The organism is Bradyrhizobium sp. Kon37, from assembly GCF_055807535.1.
The window spans coordinates 50713-69915 of the sequence record NZ_JBVVOY010000026.1; the positions used below are offsets into that span (position 1 = coordinate 50713).

General features: G+C 59.2%; 13 protein-coding genes. All 13 read right to left on the reverse strand.

Annotated elements, in window-relative coordinates:
* Positions 1 to 98: 98 nt before the first annotated feature.
* Complete coding sequence (locus AC0L3J_RS31740) at positions 99 to 1115, reverse strand: ABC transporter ATP-binding protein (RefSeq protein ID WP_473349655.1); 1017 nt, start codon at positions 1113 to 1115, stop codon at positions 99 to 101.
* 454 nt (positions 1116 to 1569) lie between these two features.
* Positions 1570 to 2679, reverse strand: a complete 1110-nt coding sequence (locus AC0L3J_RS31745) for an ABC transporter substrate-binding protein (RefSeq protein WP_085384554.1) — start codon at positions 2677 to 2679, stop codon at positions 1570 to 1572.
* Positions 2680 to 3266: 587 nt separating this feature from the next.
* A complete protein-coding gene (locus AC0L3J_RS31750; RefSeq protein WP_473349656.1) occupies positions 3267 to 4412 on the reverse strand; it encodes an ABC transporter substrate-binding protein in 1146 nt (381 codons plus the stop codon).
* A gap of 932 nt (positions 4413 to 5344) precedes the next feature.
* Positions 5345 to 5725, reverse strand: coding sequence for a RidA family protein (locus tag AC0L3J_RS31755; RefSeq protein ID WP_473349657.1), 381 nt, complete (start codon positions 5723 to 5725; stop codon positions 5345 to 5347).
* A gap of 514 nt (positions 5726 to 6239) precedes the next feature.
* Positions 6240 to 7328 carry a dipeptidase gene (locus tag AC0L3J_RS31760; protein WP_473349658.1) on the reverse strand — a complete coding sequence of 363 codons (1089 nt, stop codon included), beginning with the start codon at positions 7326 to 7328 and terminating at the stop codon, positions 6240 to 6242.
* A 196-nt stretch (positions 7329 to 7524) separates the two neighbouring features.
* Positions 7525 to 8703 (reverse strand): ABC transporter substrate-binding protein, encoded by a 1179-nt coding sequence (locus tag AC0L3J_RS31765; RefSeq protein ID WP_473349659.1) that lies wholly within the window; start codon positions 8701 to 8703, stop codon positions 7525 to 7527.
* Positions 8704 to 9398: 695 nt separating this feature from the next.
* Positions 9399 to 10283: a beta-keto acid cleavage family enzyme gene (locus AC0L3J_RS31770; RefSeq protein ID WP_473349660.1), complete on the reverse strand. Its 885-nt coding sequence runs from the start codon at positions 10281 to 10283 to the stop codon at positions 9399 to 9401.
* Between the two features lie 138 nt (positions 10284 to 10421).
* A complete protein-coding gene (locus AC0L3J_RS31775) occupies positions 10422 to 11429 on the reverse strand; it encodes a 3-hydroxyacyl-CoA dehydrogenase NAD-binding domain-containing protein (RefSeq protein ID WP_473349661.1) in 1008 nt (335 codons plus the stop codon).
* A gap of 112 nt (positions 11430 to 11541) precedes the next feature.
* Entirely contained in the window at positions 11542 to 12324 is a 783-nt protein-coding gene (locus AC0L3J_RS31780; protein ID WP_473349662.1) for a carnitinyl-CoA dehydratase, read from the reverse strand.
* Positions 12317 to 14395 (reverse strand): acetate--CoA ligase family protein, encoded by a 2079-nt coding sequence (locus AC0L3J_RS31785; protein WP_473349663.1) that lies wholly within the window; start codon positions 14393 to 14395, stop codon positions 12317 to 12319. Before AC0L3J_RS31785 ends, AC0L3J_RS31780 begins: the two co-directional genes overlap by 8 nt.
* Before the next feature lie 166 nt (positions 14396 to 14561).
* Positions 14562 to 15719, reverse strand: a complete 1158-nt coding sequence (locus AC0L3J_RS31790; RefSeq protein ID WP_473349664.1) for an acyl-CoA dehydrogenase family protein — start codon at positions 15717 to 15719, stop codon at positions 14562 to 14564.
* A gap of 49 nt (positions 15720 to 15768) precedes the next feature.
* Positions 15769 to 16962, reverse strand: a complete 1194-nt coding sequence (locus AC0L3J_RS31795) for an acyl-CoA dehydrogenase family protein (protein WP_473349665.1) — start codon at positions 16960 to 16962, stop codon at positions 15769 to 15771.
* A 34-nt stretch (positions 16963 to 16996) separates the two neighbouring features.
* The gene (locus AC0L3J_RS31800; RefSeq protein ID WP_473349666.1) at positions 16997 to 18460 is read right to left on the reverse strand and encodes a 3-hydroxyacyl-CoA dehydrogenase NAD-binding domain-containing protein; all 1464 of its coding nucleotides are present in this window, start codon (positions 18458 to 18460) and stop codon (positions 16997 to 16999) included.
* Positions 18461 to 19203: the final 743 nt, after the last annotated feature.

Consider the following 19203-nt stretch of genomic DNA (forward strand, 5'->3'; position numbering starts at 1 on the left):
GTGAGCCATGGTATGTCGCGCCTCCACCTGCTCCACTCCCATCGGCCACCTAAGATGCGCATGGATGGCGTCATGCTCGAGTCAGACATTGGACAACCCTATACGATGATCGTGTCCGCGACCGACCAAGCAATCTCCACGCGATCACCAACGTCGCGGCGGCGGACCGTGGCACTGGAAACTTCCTTGAGCACCATGGCGGCCCCGTTCTCAGTCTTCAGTAGGTACCGGCAACGCTCACCGGCAAACACCGACTCGGTCACCGTAACAGCGATGCGGTTGATCGCATCGGACTCGGCAAGCTGTTCGGCGAAGCGCAGCCGCTCCGGACGGGTTGCCAACGTAATCTCCGCGCCGATTTCCAGACGCTGTGAGGTCGCGGCTCGCAGCAGCACGCCCCCGCACTCCGCAACGACCATGTCATTTTCCAGACCGCGCACAACCGCAGGAAGAAAATTGGACTCACCGATGAAGCTAGCCACGAATCGATTGCAGGGCCGGTCATAGAGATCCTCCGGCCGTCCGACCTGCGCGACCTTCCCGTCGTTCATCACGACGATGCGGTCCGACATGGTGAGCGCCTCTTCTTGATCGTGAGTCACATAGATGAATGTGATGCCGAGTTCTGCGTGCAGCCGGCGCATCTCAAGCTGAAGATTCTCCCGCAATTGCTTGTCGAGCGCCCCCAATGGTTCGTCCATCAACAATAGACGCGGCTTAAAGACCAGAGCACGCGCCACTGCCACGCGTTGCTGCTGCCCTCCGGAAAGCTGGCGCGGATAGCGCCCGCCATAGCCGGGCAGATGCATGAGTTCAAGCGCCTCCGCCACCAGGCGTGCCCGCTCTACTTTCGGAACACGACGCTGTTTCAGGGGAAAGGCGATGTTCTCGGCCACGGTCAGGTGTGGAAAGAGGGCGTAGTTTTGAAACACCATGCCGATGTTGCGTCGATAAGGCGGGGTATCGACTACCGATACACCGTCAATGGCAATATCGCCCTTGCTGGGCGCCTGGAAGCCCGCGATCATCATGAGCGTCGTCGTCTTGCCTGAACCGCTGGGCCCCAACAACGTGAGGAATTCGCCGGATTGAATATCAAGCGATACTCCGGCCACAGCTGCGACTCCACCGTAACTCCTCTCCAAGTCACTGAGCGACACCGAAGCCCCGCGAAGACAACCATCGCCCTTAGGCAGAGCCGAAGGGCCCGACGCTTCGTTCATAAGATCCCTCTGGGGTAGCCTTAGAGCACTACTTGACGACGACAACGAACTTCTCCAAGGGCTATTGAATCTCATTGGCGGTTGCCTCGCGATTCTCCGGCCACTCTTCACATTGATGGGACACAACGCTTTTCGATCCAGGCGCAGCTGGCAATATCGCTACCCGTCCCGGCGCGACGTCCACTTGGGAAGCGAGAGGGACCCGTGACTGCAGATGCGGGTGTGGCCGTTGGCGCCGCCGCTTTGCGTTGGCAATGAGCCCGGGTAAGCTACGCAGCTCTTCCCTCCAAGCGGCAGTTCAACTTAAGCTCGATGCAGCGCAGGGCTGGAACCGGGAAAGAAGGCATCAGCCTAACAGCCATTTGTTGAACTTGGTGACAGCCATTTCTTGATTGGCAATCCACCAATCGTAGTTGTACGAGATCAGCTTTTTCTTGATCTCAGGCGCGCTTGGCAGTAGGGCGGTTCGCTCTGGCGGGATATACTTAAAGGCATCTTCATTAACCGGGCCATATGGTATGGAGAGCGCGAAACGCGCCTGCGGAATTGCCATAGTTGAATAGGCCACGAACTTCATGGCATTGGCCTTGTTCCTGGCTCCCTTAGGAACCCCCCAACCGTCACGCCGAGCCACGCCCTGATTCCAGCAAATAGTTGCCGGCACGCCTTGCTCCTGCAATGCCGCCATCCGGCCGTTCCAGACCGTGGTCATGACGACCTCGCGATCGGTCAACATCTGCGGCGGCTGAGCACCGGTAGTCCACCACTTCGTCACGCTCTTTCTAATCTTTTCGTAGCTGGCCAGAGCCTTGTCGACATCGAGCGGATAGAGCTTGTCAGCGGGTACGCCGGCCGCCATTAGAGCGAACTCCAACTCCGGATGCTCAGAGCCGATGCCGTATAAGGCGCGGCTGCCAGGAAATTTTCTGACGTCCCAGAAATCGGCCCAGCTTGTAGGCGCGGCCCCGTTGAATGCATCGTTGCGGTAGGCCATCACGCTGGCCCAGACCAACATTTCCAGCCCATACTCGGATCGGTATTCTTTGCCGACACCATCGTCGACGAGGGAGTAGTCGATCCTCTCAAAGTAATCGCCGGACTTCATCAGGTTCATGATGGAGCCGTTGCTGAGCTGTACGATGTCCCATTCGACGTTGCCGGTCTCAACCATGGCCTTGACTTTGGCCTGGTCGGCGCCGGGAAGGGCGCGCACCTTTATCCCGGTCAGCTTCTCGAACGGCTCGAAATAAGCCTTCTGCTCCGCCTGCTGCAATGCGCCACCCCAAGTGGCGATGCGCACTTCGCCCGAACCCTTGAGGATCTCGGGGACGGCGCTCTGCTCTGGCCAAGCCGATTGTGCACCCGCCCATCGGCTGACGAAAGGTGCCGCGAGCCCGGCCGTGATCAGACTGACGGCGCGGCGGCGATTAATGATCGGCACAGGACGTTCATCCATACTAAGGCCTCCTTTCTCTCACGGTACAGCTTCCGTTGAAGTGTGTAATATCGATTGCACCAATGACCGCAGTATTGGGCTCAAGCATCCCAAGCGGTGCCGGTCGCGTTTAGGGCACTTGTTCGCGTGATGAAGAACCAGATAACGTGCGGATCGTAGAGGAGCCCGACGCATAAAAGCGGTAAAGCTCGTCCATGAAGGCGGAAATTCCTGCGAATGAAGCGCCTTCCCGCGGTTTTGACGTCGGCCCATCCCACCGTTTCTGGATCACTTGCAGCGTGTCGCAGAACGAATCATGGCCGCTCGGACGCACTGGCTCTGCCACGCAACTCGCGGAGCTTCGATCGAACTGACCGCCTGCACACGGCTTATGAATAAATCCGCCAGAGGACCACCTTGGATTCCTCGGGCGCGTCTCTGCCTTTCAGCCGCTTTTCATTGCTCCGAGATGAGTTCGTCCGCACCTCTCCATCAGGAGAGGCGGCGCAAAGGGCGGTCAGTGGCGAAACGCCTATGTGCGTTTTCCAGGTTAAGGATAATTCTCGCCCCCCAAGAAAAGAGGCGAGCTGATGTCGGTTTGGATTTCATTACTGCACCCGCCACGCCAGCCATCGATCGCCGAGGTGCTCGAGATTCGTCTTGCCGTCAGGGCGCGTGACGGCAAGCCAACCGGAATCCTCGTGCACCACCTTCGACGAATTCTCTGGATTGACGCTCAGCAGCGCAACGAGATCAGAAGGCAAATGCTTGAGCTGATTTGTATTTGGGCCAGGGTACCCTGTTCCTAACGTAAAGCCCGCGGCAATTCTGGCTCGGTTGACGAAAGCGACCAGCTTCTGTGCGTTTTCACTGTTCGGACCACCTTTCAGCACTGACCAATACGTGTAATTGACGTATGCACCGTCCCAAACCATCTTAATTGGTGCACCTTGACGGATTGCACTGATCGCCCGACCGTCGAAGTTGCTTGTCATTACGAGCTCGCGATTGAGAAGCAGCTGATTTGGTTCGCCAGCCGCCGTCCACCATTTCGCTATGTGCGGCTTGAGTTCATCAAGCTTCTTTAGCGCCCTGTCGATCTTCTCGTCGGTCAGCGGCCAGACGTCTGATTTTGGCACCCCATCGGCTTGTAAAGCGATGACGATGGCGTTTTTTGCCGCTGAGGGCAGGCCGCCAAGGCCACGCGGCCCCGGAAAAGCGTTGACATTCCAGAAATCCGTCCAGCTCTTTGGACCATTATCTCCAAACACCCGTTTGTCGTAAGTGATCAAGTTGGCCGATGCGATGTCCGGAACTGCATTCTTGAGACGGACCGACTGGGGTATGCCCTCGAGGGATTCGGCGTCCCAAAGGCTGTAGTCAATCGGTAGGAACATGCCCGCTGCGTCCATGGTGGGAAAAATGGATCCTTGTATAAAGGCAGTATCCCAATCAACACGCCCCGCCTGGTTCATCGCCTTGACTTGAGGCTCGGCCAGATCGCCGATCACATCGACTACCTTGATTCCAGTTGCCTGGGTAAAGGGCTCGTAGACGTATTTGCGAACGCCTTGGGTAAACGCGCCACCCGTTGAATACGCCACTACCTGGCCGGTACCGACGAGCTTCTCCTGGGCAAAGGCGCTCGTGGATCGCGCGACTGCGGGAATGGCTAAGGCCGCAGCAGCGGCCCGCAAAACATTCCGGCGGCTTGGGTCAGATTGTCCATTTCTATCATTGTCTGAATCGTTCATGACTTCCCCTCTCGGTTTTTGCACCGACACGGCAGTGGCTGCGAGCGGCTCACGTGAGTGAACGTGTGCCCGGCGAGCGCGCCGGAAAATCGGCAGACAGCATGGAGCAAAAGGCGGCAAAATGAGCTATTTGCAGCCGCTGCGAAATATTGGCCAATAAGCAAGCCGCAATGGGCCGTACCGGCGCGTTGCAGCCAGGACAGCCACAACAGCTGCCGTCCAGCGGAAAGAGCTGGTGCAGCCAGTCCCACACTGAACGCCCGTGAGAAAACTGAGGCCGAGTATGTGCTCATTGCGCTTGTTACCCCAATGTCCTTTCGCCTGAAGCCAATCTAACGTGGGCGTAAGACCGGGGTCCCGTTCGATCCGCGGGGACAGTATGGACAATTTAAGATGAAACGCCGCGTTGATCCGCCTTCGATGCTGGAATTCTGCGCTCGCGCTGCCGTTTGCAGGATTCAAATGCAAAAGGCGACGAGACCGCCAATTGCATCAGCAGCGCGGCCGTCAGGCCGCCCTTCCCGGAGGTGTTGCACGGCGCGCCCCATAAGTTCATGGGCAGACAAGAAGCGTCGGGGCCGCTTCGCTCAGCGACCCTGGTCACCCACCTCGACTTGCCACGTCATAGCAACGTAGCCTGCTTCGCCACATCGACCAGCAAATGCGGTGCTGCATGTCGCCCAAGAGTTGCAACGGAGTTGCAAATGCCCTCTTCCCGTGTCTTGACGAGGAAGTCACGAATCTCGCGACCCCGAAGAAATGAAGTGTTGGCAACTCAGCGGATCACCGACCGCCGAACCTGCTGGTGCCACGATGGTTTTGCTTAGCCTGCTGGATGCATGTGTGGCCGGCTAGATTGGCCGCGACGACACACGCGCGGCCGATCCGTCCAGCTGCCCACCTAGTGACTACAATCGAGGCGGGAGTTGTCGTCACGCCTTCTTCCGGTAAGCCCAGCAATCGATTTCGACGAGAGCACCATTCCACAACTCATGCACCGCCATAGTCATCCGAGCCGGCGGATTATCGTCCGACGAGGAGGGGAACACTTTTGTGTATTCCGCGTGCATGGCCCCGTAATCGCTCCACTTCACCAAATAAACGGTTGCCTTGACAATGTCTGCGGCGTTGAGCCCATTCGCCTCAACGATCTGCAGTAAATTCTTTAGTGCCTGCCGGGTCTGTGCAGCAACTTGCGCTGCCCGGTCACCGGCGGCGGTGACGAGCCCTCCCGGCGCCGTACCCAATTGGCCCGCCACATTCAACAAATCGCCAGCCCAACGGGCTGGGCTACAAGGAATCTGCTTGCTCATTTTTGTTCGTACCTTTCGTGAGTGCTCGACATTCGACATGCGAAAAACCGAGAGGAGCTGATCAACTTCCAGGAATTGCTATTCCGAACGTCGCGCGGATTTTCACCTACCTTTCATCGCCATCGTGTCATTTCGAACGCACATCCGTGTTTTGAGCAGCTTAACGACGCAGTGCCGCAAAAGTGCCCTGACACCGCGTCACTACTGCACCTCGCCTGCGCCAACTGTCAGCGGTGCGCCACCAACTCTACAGATGCAGTGTCTTTTGGCCTTGCTAGTAACTACGACACTACGACGCGCAACCAGCGGCCGAACTCGCCGTCGTGCGGGGGACAGAAAGATTGCAAAAGCAATGATTGCTGACACTATTGACGCGGCTGCGTCCCGCGTGGGCGATTGCGTTTGTTAGTCGAGAGCATCGAGGCGGCGCGGCGCTGAGTTCGAACGCGCCGCACGCGCGATAAAGACGGCGCATGCCGGGCACCGCAGTCCCAGCCTCTGCCCGCTGCTCTGACTATGAGATTGAGCGATCAGTGCGCGGCTCCGCCACCTGCTCCCAGACGCGGAAGAAGTTGCCGCCCATCACCTTTCCGACTTCCTCAACCGAGTAGCCCTCACCCAACAAGCCATTGGCGATGGCGCGAAAGTTCGCGTCTTCACCGAACTCGACCATGTATTCCGGTTGCGAGGTACGTCCTACCTCGCGGATAAGGTCGCTGCCGATACCGAAGTGATCAATGCCCACGAGCCGCCTGATGTGATTGCAGTGGCGCATGAGGTCGCTCAAGCGAGGCATCCACTCTCGGACGAGAATGATGCCGATGACGCCGCCGTTAGCGGCGATAGCCCGGATCTCTTCGTCCGTGAGGAAGCGATCGAAGCCAATCTGTTCTTGCCCATTGTAGAGGCTCTGAACGCCAGTGTGGCTGCATATCACGGGGTGCGAAGAGAGCGCGAGGGTGTCCATGATCGTCTCGGTATTGGCATGCGCCAGGTCGATGACGATCCCAAGCTCATTGCACGCGCGAACGACCTCACGCCCAAAAGGCGTCAGGCCTCCGGGTGAGTAAGGAAAGGTCTGGACGTGCCCGACTTCGTTCGCGCGCATATGGACCAATTGCAGGAGGCGCAAGCCGCGGCGATGGAACTCATGCAAGTTGTCCATGAGCCCTTCCAGGCTGTCCGCCCCCTCGAGAGCCGGCAGCAACGCAAGCTTCCCTTCACGCTTGGCCGCTCGCACGGCTGCCGGGCTTTCCGCCAGGACAGCGTCGCCGTCCTTGATTGTCTTCAGGATCGCCGACAGGCGATCAAGGTCGAGTGCAAAAGGCTCCCCGCGCTTTGGACGGTACCGGCCGCGAAAGGCCGCTCCGGATCCGGGCGGGTATTGGCCGGATTCATCGCGCTTCACGCAGCTATATGTCGCGTCGCCGACGAGGCTGCAGACGACAAGGTCCATGAGACTCGAGCGATATCGATCGAGTTCGTCGGACGCGATGCGCGGCACACCGGGCCAGCAGAAGCCGCTCGGATGGGCATGTATGTCGACGAATACTGTCTGCTGATGGATCTGTTCGAGTCGATCCGGGCGACTTGCGTCATCCATATTTGCCTCCGTCATGCGCGCGAGCGCTCTATTAAAGAATTGTACCGAACGTGGCGTATGCTCGCTTTAGCATCCGAGGCGAAACACCAGGAGGGACGCGCCCAAGCCTGGATACCGGAATGAGATGCTCTCGAACAGCGACAGATAAGAACGCAGGAAGCCTAGGCTGCCGTCGTGAACCTGCCCCTCGCCGAGATCACTGGACCCGCCATGCCAGCCAGCGTTCCCCGATGTGTTCTAGATTGGTCTTGCCATCAGGGCGCTTGGCGGCAACCCACGCCGAATCCTCGTGGAGCACCTTCGAGGCATTCTCCGGATTGATGCTGAGCAGCGGAACGAGATCAGAAGGCAAATGCTTCAGCTGATTTGTATTTGGTCCGGGGTACCCGGTACCCAGGGTAAAGCCCGCAGCAACAGCGGCTCGATTCAGGAAGGCAATCAGCTTCTGCGCGTTTTCGGAGTTCGGTCCACCCTTCAGCACGACCCCATACGTGTAACTCACGTATGCGCCATCCCAAGCCATCTGAACGGGTGCCCCTTGACGAATTGAGCTGATGGTTCGACCGTCGAAGCAACTTGTCATTACGACTTCTCGGTTGATCAGCAACTGATTTGGCTCGCTGCCCGCTGTCCACCACTTCGCGACGTGCGGCTTGATTTCGTCGAGCTTCTTGAGCGCCCTATCGATCTTGTCATCGGTCAGCGGCCAGACGTCCGATTTCGCAACCCCATCGGCCAGCAGGGCGATCACCATGTCGATTCTTGCGGTTGCTGCCAGGCCCGTGAGACCACGCGGACCCGCGAAAGCTTTGACATTCCAGAAGTCAGCCCAGTTTCTTGGCCCATGATCCCCAAGCGCCCGCTTATCGTAAACGAGCAACTGCGCCGATGCGAACACCGGGACCGCCGTCTTGAGACGGACCGATTCGGGTGTCCCCTCTAGGGATTCAGAATCCCACAGGCTGTAGTCGATGGGTACGAACATGCCAGCGTCGTCCATGGGGGGAAAAACGGCCGCTTGCAAGAAAGCCGTGTCCCAATCGACCCGCCCCGCCTGGTTCATCGCCTTGACCTGAGGGTCGGAAACATCAGCAATCACGTCGATCACCTTGATCCCGGTTGCTTCCGCAAACGGGTCGTAGACGTATTTGCGAATTCCCTGAGTAAAAAGACCGCCATATGAGAATGCGACGACTTGGCCGGAACCGGCGAGCTTATCCTTGGCAAAGGCAGGCGTGGATTGGCGATGGCCGGAACAGCCATAGACGCGGCTGCAGCCCGCAGAATGTCCCGGCGATCGAATTTCAGACTTTTCATCGGGAGCCGAATTTATGCTCCTCGACTGCCCTTGCGACTCTGGACGTTTGTTGTCCATGACGATGTGCTCCCTTCGCCGGCATAACTTCGGGCGTAAAACTGATGCACATTAGGCGAAATGGTGGATGAATAACTGCATCGATTCTGCTTTGGTGCGGCAGTTCTGCGCGCCGGCGCTTTCTCTTGCCGGATACGAAAGATGGTCCCCTCGCGGCCGATCAAACGCACAAAGCAATGGGGTACGCGCCCTACAGATCCTCAGAGGGTCATTCTCATTGCAAGGGGCACGACATACGGCGGCTCATAGTGCCTCCCCGCCGTGATGATCGCCGCCAGATTAAAGTCGATCTTGCAGGCGATCTATCCAACGCGGGGCAGGAACATGGTGGCAGCGACGTCATTGTTCGAGGCAAGGGCCCCTTTACGAGCCGAGCAGACTGGCCAGCCTCTTACCGGATCAATTGTGGTCTTAGTCGATCTGACACGGTCCATTCGTCGCGCGATGCGCTCGGCCGATCTGCTCGCCGAAAGCAGCCTGGAGCTTTGTTGATATCTTTGAAAATCTCTGGATGCGTTGTGGCGAGCGCCATGTGCCAGCAATCAAGGCGTCGAGCACGCAGGCTAACGCGACCGCTCCGGCTGAATTTGCTGCGACTGCAGCATGCACCCGCCCTGCGAAGATTGTAACGGACGACTCGCGTTTCCAGCGGCCTCAGATCCGGCATGGCACAAGCCATGCCGGATCTAGTAGGTTCAGCCGCGCTTCTTGAGACCAAGAATTGCCCGCGCCTCAGCGGGTGTGGCGACGCTGGCGCCCATGCGCTCGATAATCCCAACCGCATTTTCGACGAGTTCGGCGTTGGAGGCGAGGACGCCACGTCGAAGATAAATGTTATCCTCTAGTCCTACTCTGACGTGGCCGCCCATGGTGACCAGCTGTCCGACCATTCGCATTTCGTCCGGGCCGCAGCCGAATCCACCCCAGACGGCGCCCGGAGGGAGAATCTCTCGCATCGCCTGGAGAGCGATCGGAACGCCCGGCGCACCATAGCCCGTGCTGAGACAGAACTGGAAAAGAGGCGGCGCCTCGATCAGCTGTTCTGATATGAGCCTCTTGGCCGTTTCAATATGGCCGAGATCGAAGCATTCAAGCTCGGGTTTGACGCCGGCTTCTCGCATAAGCTTGGCAAGCTCACGCAGATCCGACATGCGCGCGACGAAAATGCGTTCCCCGAAAGCCATCGTGCCGCAATCCAAGCTGCTGATCTCTGGCTGAAGTTTGACGGCGTGAAGACAGCGCCCTAAGGGGGTTTTAAGGGTACTTGTTTCGCCAATCTTTGGCGGCTCGATGGAATCGAGCACGAGCTCGCCATCCATTCCGCTGGTCAAGTTGATGATGACGTCAGTCGATGCATCACGAAGCTTCTTGACGACCTGTTCATAGAGGTCGAACCGGTTCGATGGCGCTCCGGTGTCTGGGTCGCGGACATGAATGTGGACGACCGCGGCCCCGGCCTTCGCTGCGTCCAGCGCCGCATCCGCGATTTGCGAAGGCGTGATCGGAATCTTGGGATGTTTCGCAACGACGGCAGAATTGCCGCCGGTCACGGCACACGTGATGATAACTTTCTCTGACATTTGAAAACTCCTGTGTTGATACTCTTCCATGCGATCAGTGGGGCGCCGGCCCAACTATGCGAGGTTTTCTGCCGGTAGTGGCTTATCCTGACGGCGCCTGTGCCCCGCAAAAAGCGTCCATCGATGGGTGTGATCGCTTCAGACGCCGTGTGTCGACAGTCCGGCCCGGCGCTGCGCTAGGAGTACCTCGATCACCATCTTGTCGCGGGCCGCCGCAAGTTCGGTCCGGCTGCGGTCAGCGGACATGGCGCGGCACCCTTCCTCCATAGCCCGGATGAATTCAGGCGTGAACTCCGGCGGTTTAACGTGAGACAGAGAGGGCTCGCTGCCCTGGTAGAAGCGCTCGAAATAGGCGCCGATACCGGCGGGATTTCCCATGTTGCGCACCATGCAGGGGCCAATTGCGCTCCAGCGTGGGGCGAGACCATGCACAACTGCGGCATCGATCTGCTGGGGTGTTGCATGGCCCTCAGCAACCAGGTGCATTGCCTCCCGCTCCAGCGCCGCCTGCAGATGGTTGGCGATGAAGCCAGGGATCTCGTGATCCATGCGAACAACGATTTTCCCAATTGACTGATAGAATGCCTCAGCAGCGGCGAGCGCCGCCTTGCTGGTGTGCGCTGCGCCGGCGACCTCAACCAGCGGAATGAGATAAGGGGGGTTGAACGGGTGTCCGATGACGACGCGCGGCGATCGCGAGCCTTCTGCCTGTAGGTCGGCGATGGTGAACCCGGAGGTGGATGTGGCGATGACCGCATGGGCAGGCACCAGCGGTTCGATCTCCGCATAGAGTTTTCGTTTTAGCTCCAGCCGTTCGGGAGCACTCTCTTGTACGAAATCGGCGGCAGTCACCGCCTCCGCCGCTGTCTTCGCCCAGGCCAGACTGCCGCGATCCTCGGCACGCGCGCCGAGGCGCTCCTGGGTCGGCCAAGCCGTCTTGAGCAGTTCATCGAGGCGATCTTTGGCGTCTGGCGCCGGATCCCACACGAGGACGTCGAGCCCACGCGCCAGAAAGTGCGCAACGAATCCGCCGCCAATGATTCCCGTACCAATGCACGCAACTTGGCGAATCTGACCTGGCCCACGAAAAGCGCTCATAGCTTTGGCCTCGTCCCGGTTGAGCTTGCCAATTTGATAAATTGTCATTAATTGTTCCTTCTCTCGCATCGGGAGTTTACGCTGGGTCGCGCCGCTGGATGAAATCCATCGGACTTTCACGTGATTAGATGGTTCGAAACATCGCGTTGGCCGGCCCGCACTATCTGCCCTTCCAAACGGGGGCGCGCTTTTCGGCAAAGGCCCGAGCACCTTCAAGGCTGTCCTCCGACCCATAGAGTACGTCGACGGTCGCAAGCTGACGGCGTGTCAACCGGTTCATAGCGTCCTGAAATGAGAGCGATTCAGAGACACGCGCCGCTTCTTTGATCGCCGCAAAGACCAAGGGCGGCCCGTTGGCGAGCAGGCGTGCGACCTCCCAGACCCGTTCTTCGAGTTTTTCCTTCGGAAGCACCTCGTTCACCAAACCCCAGCGATGCGCCTCAGCAACATACATCCAGCGCCCGGTGAAGAGAAGCTCCATTGCAATGTGATAGGGCAGGCGTCTCGGCAGCCTGACCGATGCTGCATCCGCCAACGTTCCTGCGCGGATCTCCGGCAGCGCAAAGGAGGAATGATCTGAGGCGTAGATCAGGTCGCAGGAAAGCGCCAACTCGAAGCCGCCACCCACCGCCATACCATTGACGCAGGCGATCACAGGTTTGTTGAGGCCGCGCAGTTCCTGCAGTCCGCCGAATCCGCCGATGCCCCAGTCGCCATCGGCCGTCTCGCCCTCCGACCTCGCCTTCAGGTCCATCCCGGCGCAAAAGAACTTGTTACCGGCGGTCTTGAGAACGGCGACGCGCAAATCCGGATTGTCGCGAAACGCCTTGAAGGTTTCGCCCATCAGCCGCGACGTCTTGGGATTGATTGCGTTAGCCTTGGGCCGGTCCATGGTAACTTCGAGAATTGCGCCTTCGCGATGGATCCTGATCGCTTCAGACATTCTTGTCTTCTCCGTATACAAGCAACGCATCCGCGATCCAGGCCCCCTTGCCTTCGGCACAAACGATCAGCGGGTTGATATCGAGTTCCTCGATCTCGGCATTCTGCTGCACGAAGGCAGCGATGCCCGCTATGGCCCCGATTGCCGCTGTCACGTCGGCCCTGGGCCGCCCCCGGTACCCTTCGAGCAATGGGTAAAGCTTAAGGCCGCGCAACGCTGCCTCGATGTTACTGTCTTTTGCCGGAAGCATCAGAGTGGCACTATCGCGCAAAAGCTCGACCAACACGCCGCCTGAGCCCAACGTCATCACCGCGCCGAAGATTGGATCGCGAGTGAATCCGACGATGAGCTCGGCGACACCATCGCGCACCATGCGTTCAACATAAAGCTCTTTGGCTAGAGGCAGCAGATCACGTGCCGCGTTGTTGATGGCTTCAGCGTCCCTGAGGTTGAGTCGCACGGCTCCGACCTCAGATTTGTGGCTGACACCGAGCGCCTTCAGCGCCACTGGGAAACCAAGCGCGTGGGATGAGGTCACCGCCTCGGCTGCGCTGGCGGCGCGCATGCCTTCAGGCACTGGCAGTCCGGCCTGGATCAGCCGCGCCTTCGCCGCTGCTTCATCGAGCGCAATACGGCCGACTGCGCGTGTGCCAGAACCGGCAGTGTTGACCGGTTGTGTCTCTGGCTGACGCCAAGCAGAGCCAATGAAAGCGGCCGATTGGGCCGCATCCAATGCTTCCGCAACGCCGAACAGTGGTGTGATCCCCCGCGCCATCAGTTCTAACGCGTAGTCTTCAGGCATGTTCTCGTGCAGCGAGGTGACGATTGCTCCATTCGCCTTGTTGCTCTTCAGCGCGGCTTCGAATGCGCGCACGATGGTCCAATAAGGAGCAGCGTTCGAACAGCGGTCGGGGCGCTGGAAGTCGAGCACCGCCATATTGAGATCGAAGCCGCCCGACACCATTGCAGTGAAGGTCGTTGTCAACGCCGGCTCGTTGTTCCAGGTGAATGTGTTGTAGTCGAGAGGGTTGGCCACCGCCACCAGGGGACTGAGCGTTGATCGAACACGTGCGCGGTGTTCCTCAGTGAGGCCAGGGAAGCGCACGACGCGACCTTCCGCGGTGTCGGCGATTATTGAAGCTTCGCCCCCGGAGTAACTCATCGACGATAGTCGATATCCCGGCAATGGTCCGGTGACATGCAACAGTTTTAGCGTCTCAATGAAAGTGGGAAGGGAATCGACCCGGGCGATTCCGAGCCGTTTCAGGAACGCACCGGATGCAGCGTCGGAACCAGCAAGCGAAGCCGTATGCGAGATTGTCGCCTGCCGGGCCTGCTCGGAATGGCCAGCCTTCATAGCGATGATCGGCTTTCTCAACTCTCGCGCGCGTGCCGCCAGTCTTTCGAAACCGGCCACTGAGTCGAAGCCTTCGATGTGCAGGCCAAGTGCGGTCACGCGCGTATCCTCGATGAGGCCGTGCGCAATTTCGGAAAGCCCGGTCTGCGCCTGATTGCCAGCTGTCATCAGAAAGGCAATGGGCAAACCGCGCTTTTGCATCGTCATGCTGATGGCGATGCTGGAGGACTGCGTGATGATGGCGACGCCAAGTCCACCCTCGGCAAGTCGGACTCCACCATGCTGGTCTGGCCATAAAAGCGCGCCGTCGGCGTAATTGATCAAGCCATAGCAGTTGGGGCCGATGATCGGCATTTGGCCGGCGGCGGCGACCAGTTCGGCCTGCAGCCTCTCGCCGTCTGCGTCATCGGCTTTCGTCTCAAGAAAACCGGCGGCAAAACAAACAGCACCTCCGGCATTCCGCTCAGCCAGCGCCCTGATCACCTCTATGGTGAGGTGCCGGTTGACGCCGACCCAAGCAGCATCCGGCGATCCGGGTAGCTCGGCCACGGAACGGTAGGCTTTCCGGTCGGCAACCTCGTCTTTGGTGGGGTGGACTGGCCAGATCTCTCCAGCAAAACCCATCTTGATCGATTGCGCGACGACAGTGGCTGCCTGCTTACCACCAAACACGGCGATCGATTTAGGCCGCAGAAGACGCTCGAGCTTGCTCATCGATCAGCCCCGTTGCGCGGCATCGCCAGCGAAATGAGCTTGAGGCATTTTCGGTCCTCCTCCCAATTGTGCTCGATGCGGAGCGGCGCAGCCCGCCCGACCGGAAGGTGTGACGACGCAGACGCGAGAGCTAAAGATGACATTCGAATTCGACCGAGCTTGTTCTTCAATTGACCTGCCCCTTAATGAGCCCTCCAAGGCCGGCAAGCCGCTTCAGGTGATGGTCGGCATCGCCAAAAAGCATGTCGAGCATGGTCACATGCTTGAAATAGTGGCCGATGCTGTACTCCATGGTCATTCCAATGCCACCATGGAGCTGGATCGATTCATGGCCGATTGCCTTCGCAGATCGGCCGATCTGGACCTTCGCCGCGGAAACGGCACGCTCGCGCTCGATGGCGTCATCCTCACCCGCCATCATCGCGGCATACATGGCCATCGAGCGCGACTGCTCCAATTCGACAAACATGTCGACGGCACGATGCTGCAGCACCTGGAAACTACCGATCTTCTTGCCGAACTGCTCACGGGCTTTCAGGTAGTCGAGCGTGATCTGCTGCATTGTTTCAAAACAGCCGACAGCTTCCGCGCAGAGCGCTGCGACCGCCTCGTCCGCCACCCGGGTGATGATTGGAAACGCGCCTTCTGGATCCCCAATGACATCAACATTCTTGATGCGTACATTCTCGAGGATGATTTCGGCCGCACGCAGACCATCCTGTGTCGGATAGCCACGGCGGCTAATGCCCGGCGCGTCGGCGTCAACAATGAAGAGGCCGATCCCATTCCTCTCGCGTGTATCTCCGGAAGTGCGCGCAGAGACGACGATCTTATCGGCAGTATCGCCGTGCAGGACGAGGCACTTTGTGCCATTCAGTATCCATTCGCCGCCGTCTTTTTTCGCCTGCGTCTCGACGTCGAACAGATCGTAGCGCGATTGCGGCTCGGCATATGCGAAGGCGAGCTTCAATCGGCCTTCCGCGATACCGGGGATCAGGTCGGCCTTTTGTGCTTCGCTCCCCCCAAGCCGAAGTAGCCCGCCGGCAAGGACAACCGTTGCGAGATAAGGCTCGAGGATCAGCGACTTCCCGAACGCCTCCATCGCAATCATCGTCTCGACGGCGCCGCCGTCGAAGCCGCCATGATGGTCAGAAAATGGCAATGCAAGCAGCCCGATTTCTGCGTACCGTGCCCACATTGCGTCACTATAGCCTTTTGCGTCCGTCTGATAAGTGCGGCGCTTCTCAAAGCCGTAGCTGTCGGCCAACAGTCGCTCTACGCTGTTTTTGAGGAGCTGTTGTTCCTCCGATAGGTCAAAGTTCATGATCAAAAATCTCCTGAATGAGGGGCGCCTCGCCAATCTCGTTCGAGCATCACAGACCGAGGATTGCTTTTGCGATGATGTTTTTCTGGATTTCTCTGGAGCCCGAATAGATTGACGCCGCGCGGCTGTAGAAGTAGCCGGGCGCGATCGTTGCAGCCCAGTCGGGGCCAATCGGCGGCTCGTTACCTTCGAGTTGGTCTTCGGACAGATAAGGAAGCGTGTAAGGACCGGCCACGTCCATCAGTAACTCCGCAATCGCCTGCTCGATTTCGGCGCCCTTGAGCTTTAGGATGGAGCTTGCAGGATCCTGCGCACTCTTCTGCTGCCTCGAGGCGTTCGCTAATACCCGAAGCTGCGTCATTTCGAGCGCCTTCAGCTGGACTTCGAGGGCGGCGATCTTCTCGCGAAACGAGCCTTGGTCTATGATCGGCTCCCCGCCGGCGCAGGACCGTGCGGCAAGCTTCTTGATGCGACCGATGCTTTCCTTTGAAGAGGTTACGCCGGCATCCGAAAACCGCTCGTTGGCGAGAAGAAACTTAGCGTAGTCCCAGCCCTTGTTCTCTTCGCCGACCAAGTTCTCGATCGGAACACGAACATTGTCGAAGAAAATTTCGTTGACTTCGTGACCACCGCTGATCAGCTCGATAGGGCGCACTGTCACACCAGGGGTCTTCACATCGACCAGGAGAAAAGAGATACCCTGCTGTTTCTTCGCTTCGGGATTTGTCCTCACCAAGCAGAAGATCCAATCAGCGTATTGCGCCCAGGTCGTCCAGGTCTTCTGACCGTTGACGATATAGTGGTTGCCGTCACGTACTGCCCGCGTTCTGAGCGAGGCAAGGTCTGAGCCGGCGCCTGGCTCTGAGAAACCTTGACACCACCAGTCCTCAGCGTTGGCGATACGCGGCAGGTAGTACTTCTTCTGGGCCTCATTGCCGAAGGTGTAGATTACGGGACCGACCAGAGACTCGCCGTAGCCAAACTGTGTCCAGCCGGGAAACGCCCGCACCTCCTCTGTGAAGATGTAATATTGAACCGGGGTCCAGCCCGCCCCCCCGTACTCCTTTGGCCAGGTGGGCACGCCCTTCTTGTAGAGGACGCGCACCCCGGCGGCCTTTTCGTCTTTCGACAGCTTTCGCCCTTCAGCCAACTTGCGCCGCAACCTCGGCGGCATGTTGTCTCGCAAGAGCTGACGTATCTCTTCGCGGAAAGCCCGCTCGTCATCTGTGAACGCGATATCCATCGATTTCTTTCGGTTAGCAATTCCAGCTTCTATCTCAACGCTGCCGGATGCTGGCGCCGACGCGCTCGGGACGAGGCAACTTGGCGTGCCGTTCGGCGAGTTCTAGCAACCGCTCGCGAACCTTACCCCGCACGGGCGCGCTACGCCGGCTGCTGGCGTCGACATGAATCAGCATCTGTTCCGCCATCGCAACCGGCTTGTCGTCCGCCTCACGGGTAAGAACGTGAAAGACATGAAGGCGCTTGTCCTGTGCACCGAGCACCTGCGTGAGAACCTGGGCACGGTCGCCGGCGCGCAACTCCCCCAGGTGGAATAAGTGGGTCTCGACCGTGTAGAAAGCACCGCACTTTGACCGGTACTCGCTGTCTACGCCGACATAACGTTCCAGAGTGCCTGTGGCTTCACTGAAGAGCTGGAGGTAACGGCTCTCATTGACGTGTCCGTTACTGTCGAGCCAGTCAGAGGGCATTTGGGCCGGCGGCATCCGCAGTGGTCCGCAGCCATCGTCGATTTGGAAGTTGGCCTCCCGTAGGCCTTGCTCCCAAAGGGCAACCGTCTCGCCCGCGCCATAGCCCTGTGAACGCAGTCCCTGAAGAAGGGCCACGTAGCAGTCATCGCGTTTCTGTTCGATCTCGAGGCCGCTAAGCTTCTCACCTCGATCGTCTGCTTGCTTGGCAAGCTTGTCGAGGAAAGCGTCCGTGAGCTCTGGCACCTTAGTGAGCTTCGACCACGGCCGCTTCAGCATGGGCCCCCATTGCTGCATGAAGCGGCGCATGCCGCCTCCGCCGCCTGCAATGCGGAAGGGGCCCACAATCGCCCGGCGCAGCCCGAAGGAGTAGCGGATAGCGTCATCGACCTCCTGCACCGTGGCTAGATCATCGTGCACCAGCCAGAGCGCCTCGCGCCACATTGCCTCCTGGAGCCGGTTTGCGATGAAGCCGTCTACCTCTTTGCGCACCACGAGCGGGTGCATTCCGACTCCCCGGTAGATCTCCGCCGCCCGCTCCAGCGCCTCGGGTGCCGTTCTCTCTCCACCACACAGTTCGACCAGCGGCAGCATGTAGACTGGATTGAAGGGGTGTGCGACAAGAAAACGCTCCGGCCGATCCATCTCAACCTGCAGCAAGGACGGGCGAAGACCTGAGGTGGACGAGCAGATCAGCGTCTCCGGCGCGGCCGCTCGGCTGGCAGCCCCGAGGAGTTGCTGCTTGAGATCCAACCGCTCCGGCGCCGACTCCTGCACGAGATCGGCGCCCCGCACCGCCTCGGCAATCGAATCCTCAACCGACAGACGCCCCTCAGGTGGCAGCGCGACTCGCGTCAATCGCCGATATGCCCGCCGCGCGTTCTCCAACTGCTGCTGTACGCGCTCCAGTGCACCAAGCGCGGGATCGTGTAGCCGCACGTCTATCCCGTTAAGAACAAAGCGCGCAGCCCAGCCGCCACCGATCAAGCCGCCCCCTAACAGTCCGACTGTTCGCAGCCGCCTCTCAGACATGAGTCTTCACCTCACGACGGACGCAGAGCGCCGCCTTTTTGCGCACGCAGCTCGGGCTCGGCCCAAGACACCCTGCACCGCCCAGTCGCCCAATCCGGCATTGGTCGCCAGCCGCGCCTGTGCTGACGGACATGGATGCGCACAGCGGTGGCGCCAGCCCGAGCCGTGTTGATGCCGACTCTGTTCTCTGCTCCTGCGTCAGCGGCGGATGCGGACTCCAATCGACCGCAAACCTACCTCCCGCAACCGCACAGGTGATGACTGCCTCCGAAACCATTCCACCCTCTACCGCCGCTGAATCATTCAGCTTGAACACGGGCAGCGACAAGTTTTGTCTGCGGGATGTGTACTTCGCCCCGCGATCTTGTTTTGATCGATAAAGTCAGATGACAGGCAGAAATCCTGCGTATCTTCGGTAACCTACGAAGTTATTGCCGCGCCGCTCTCAGTTTGATGCCAGGAGACCACCCAAGCGGGACAGGTCGGGGAGAGCGGGCGGGCCATCTTAACAACGGGATCGCCGAAGCCGAGGATTGAACCAGCGCGAGCAGGTGAGCAAATTCTCTGATATTTGGCTGCGTATTCTGCCGCAACCACTCTCACTCGATGGTGCTCATCGGCCGGCGGAGAGAGCACAAAAAAAGAGCCACTCCCGAAGGAGTGGCCCGCAGTATTGGGGAGGAACTCCCCACGCGAGACCCTCTGAGATCAAGCCGCAGCCTGATCAATAGGCGAAATGAAGA

What these genes read in the sequence shown, in the direction of transcription:
- AC0L3J_RS31745 (WP_085384554.1), bottom strand. Translation starts at nt 2,679, where the DNA reads ATGGATGAACGTCCTGTGCCGATCATTAATCGCCGCCGCGCCGTCAGT.
- AC0L3J_RS31750 (WP_473349656.1), bottom strand. Translation starts at nt 4,412, where the DNA reads ATGAACGATTCAGACAATGATAGAAATGGACAATCTGACCCAAGCCGC.
- AC0L3J_RS31755 (WP_473349657.1), bottom strand. Translation starts at nt 5,725, where the DNA reads ATGAGCAAGCAGATTCCTTGTAGCCCAGCCCGTTGGGCTGGCGATTTG.
- AC0L3J_RS31760 (WP_473349658.1), bottom strand. Translation starts at nt 7,328, where the DNA reads ATGGATGACGCAAGTCGCCCGGATCGACTCGAACAGATCCATCAGCAG.
- AC0L3J_RS31765 (WP_473349659.1), bottom strand. Translation starts at nt 8,703, where the DNA reads ATGGACAACAAACGTCCAGAGTCGCAAGGGCAGTCGAGGAGCATAAAT.
- AC0L3J_RS31770 (WP_473349660.1), bottom strand. Translation starts at nt 10,283, where the DNA reads ATGTCAGAGAAAGTTATCATCACGTGTGCCGTGACCGGCGGCAATTCT.
- AC0L3J_RS31775 (WP_473349661.1), bottom strand. Translation starts at nt 11,429, where the DNA reads ATGACAATTTATCAAATTGGCAAGCTCAACCGGGACGAGGCCAAAGCT.
- AC0L3J_RS31780 (WP_473349662.1), bottom strand. Translation starts at nt 12,324, where the DNA reads ATGTCTGAAGCGATCAGGATCCATCGCGAAGGCGCAATTCTCGAAGTT.
- AC0L3J_RS31785 (WP_473349663.1), bottom strand. Translation starts at nt 14,395, where the DNA reads ATGAGCAAGCTCGAGCGTCTTCTGCGGCCTAAATCGATCGCCGTGTTT.
- AC0L3J_RS31790 (WP_473349664.1), bottom strand. Translation starts at nt 15,719, where the DNA reads ATGAACTTTGACCTATCGGAGGAACAACAGCTCCTCAAAAACAGCGTA.
- AC0L3J_RS31795 (WP_473349665.1), bottom strand. Translation starts at nt 16,962, where the DNA reads ATGGATATCGCGTTCACAGATGACGAGCGGGCTTTCCGCGAAGAGATA.
- AC0L3J_RS31800 (WP_473349666.1), bottom strand. Translation starts at nt 18,460, where the DNA reads ATGTCTGAGAGGCGGCTGCGAACAGTCGGACTGTTAGGGGGCGGCTTG.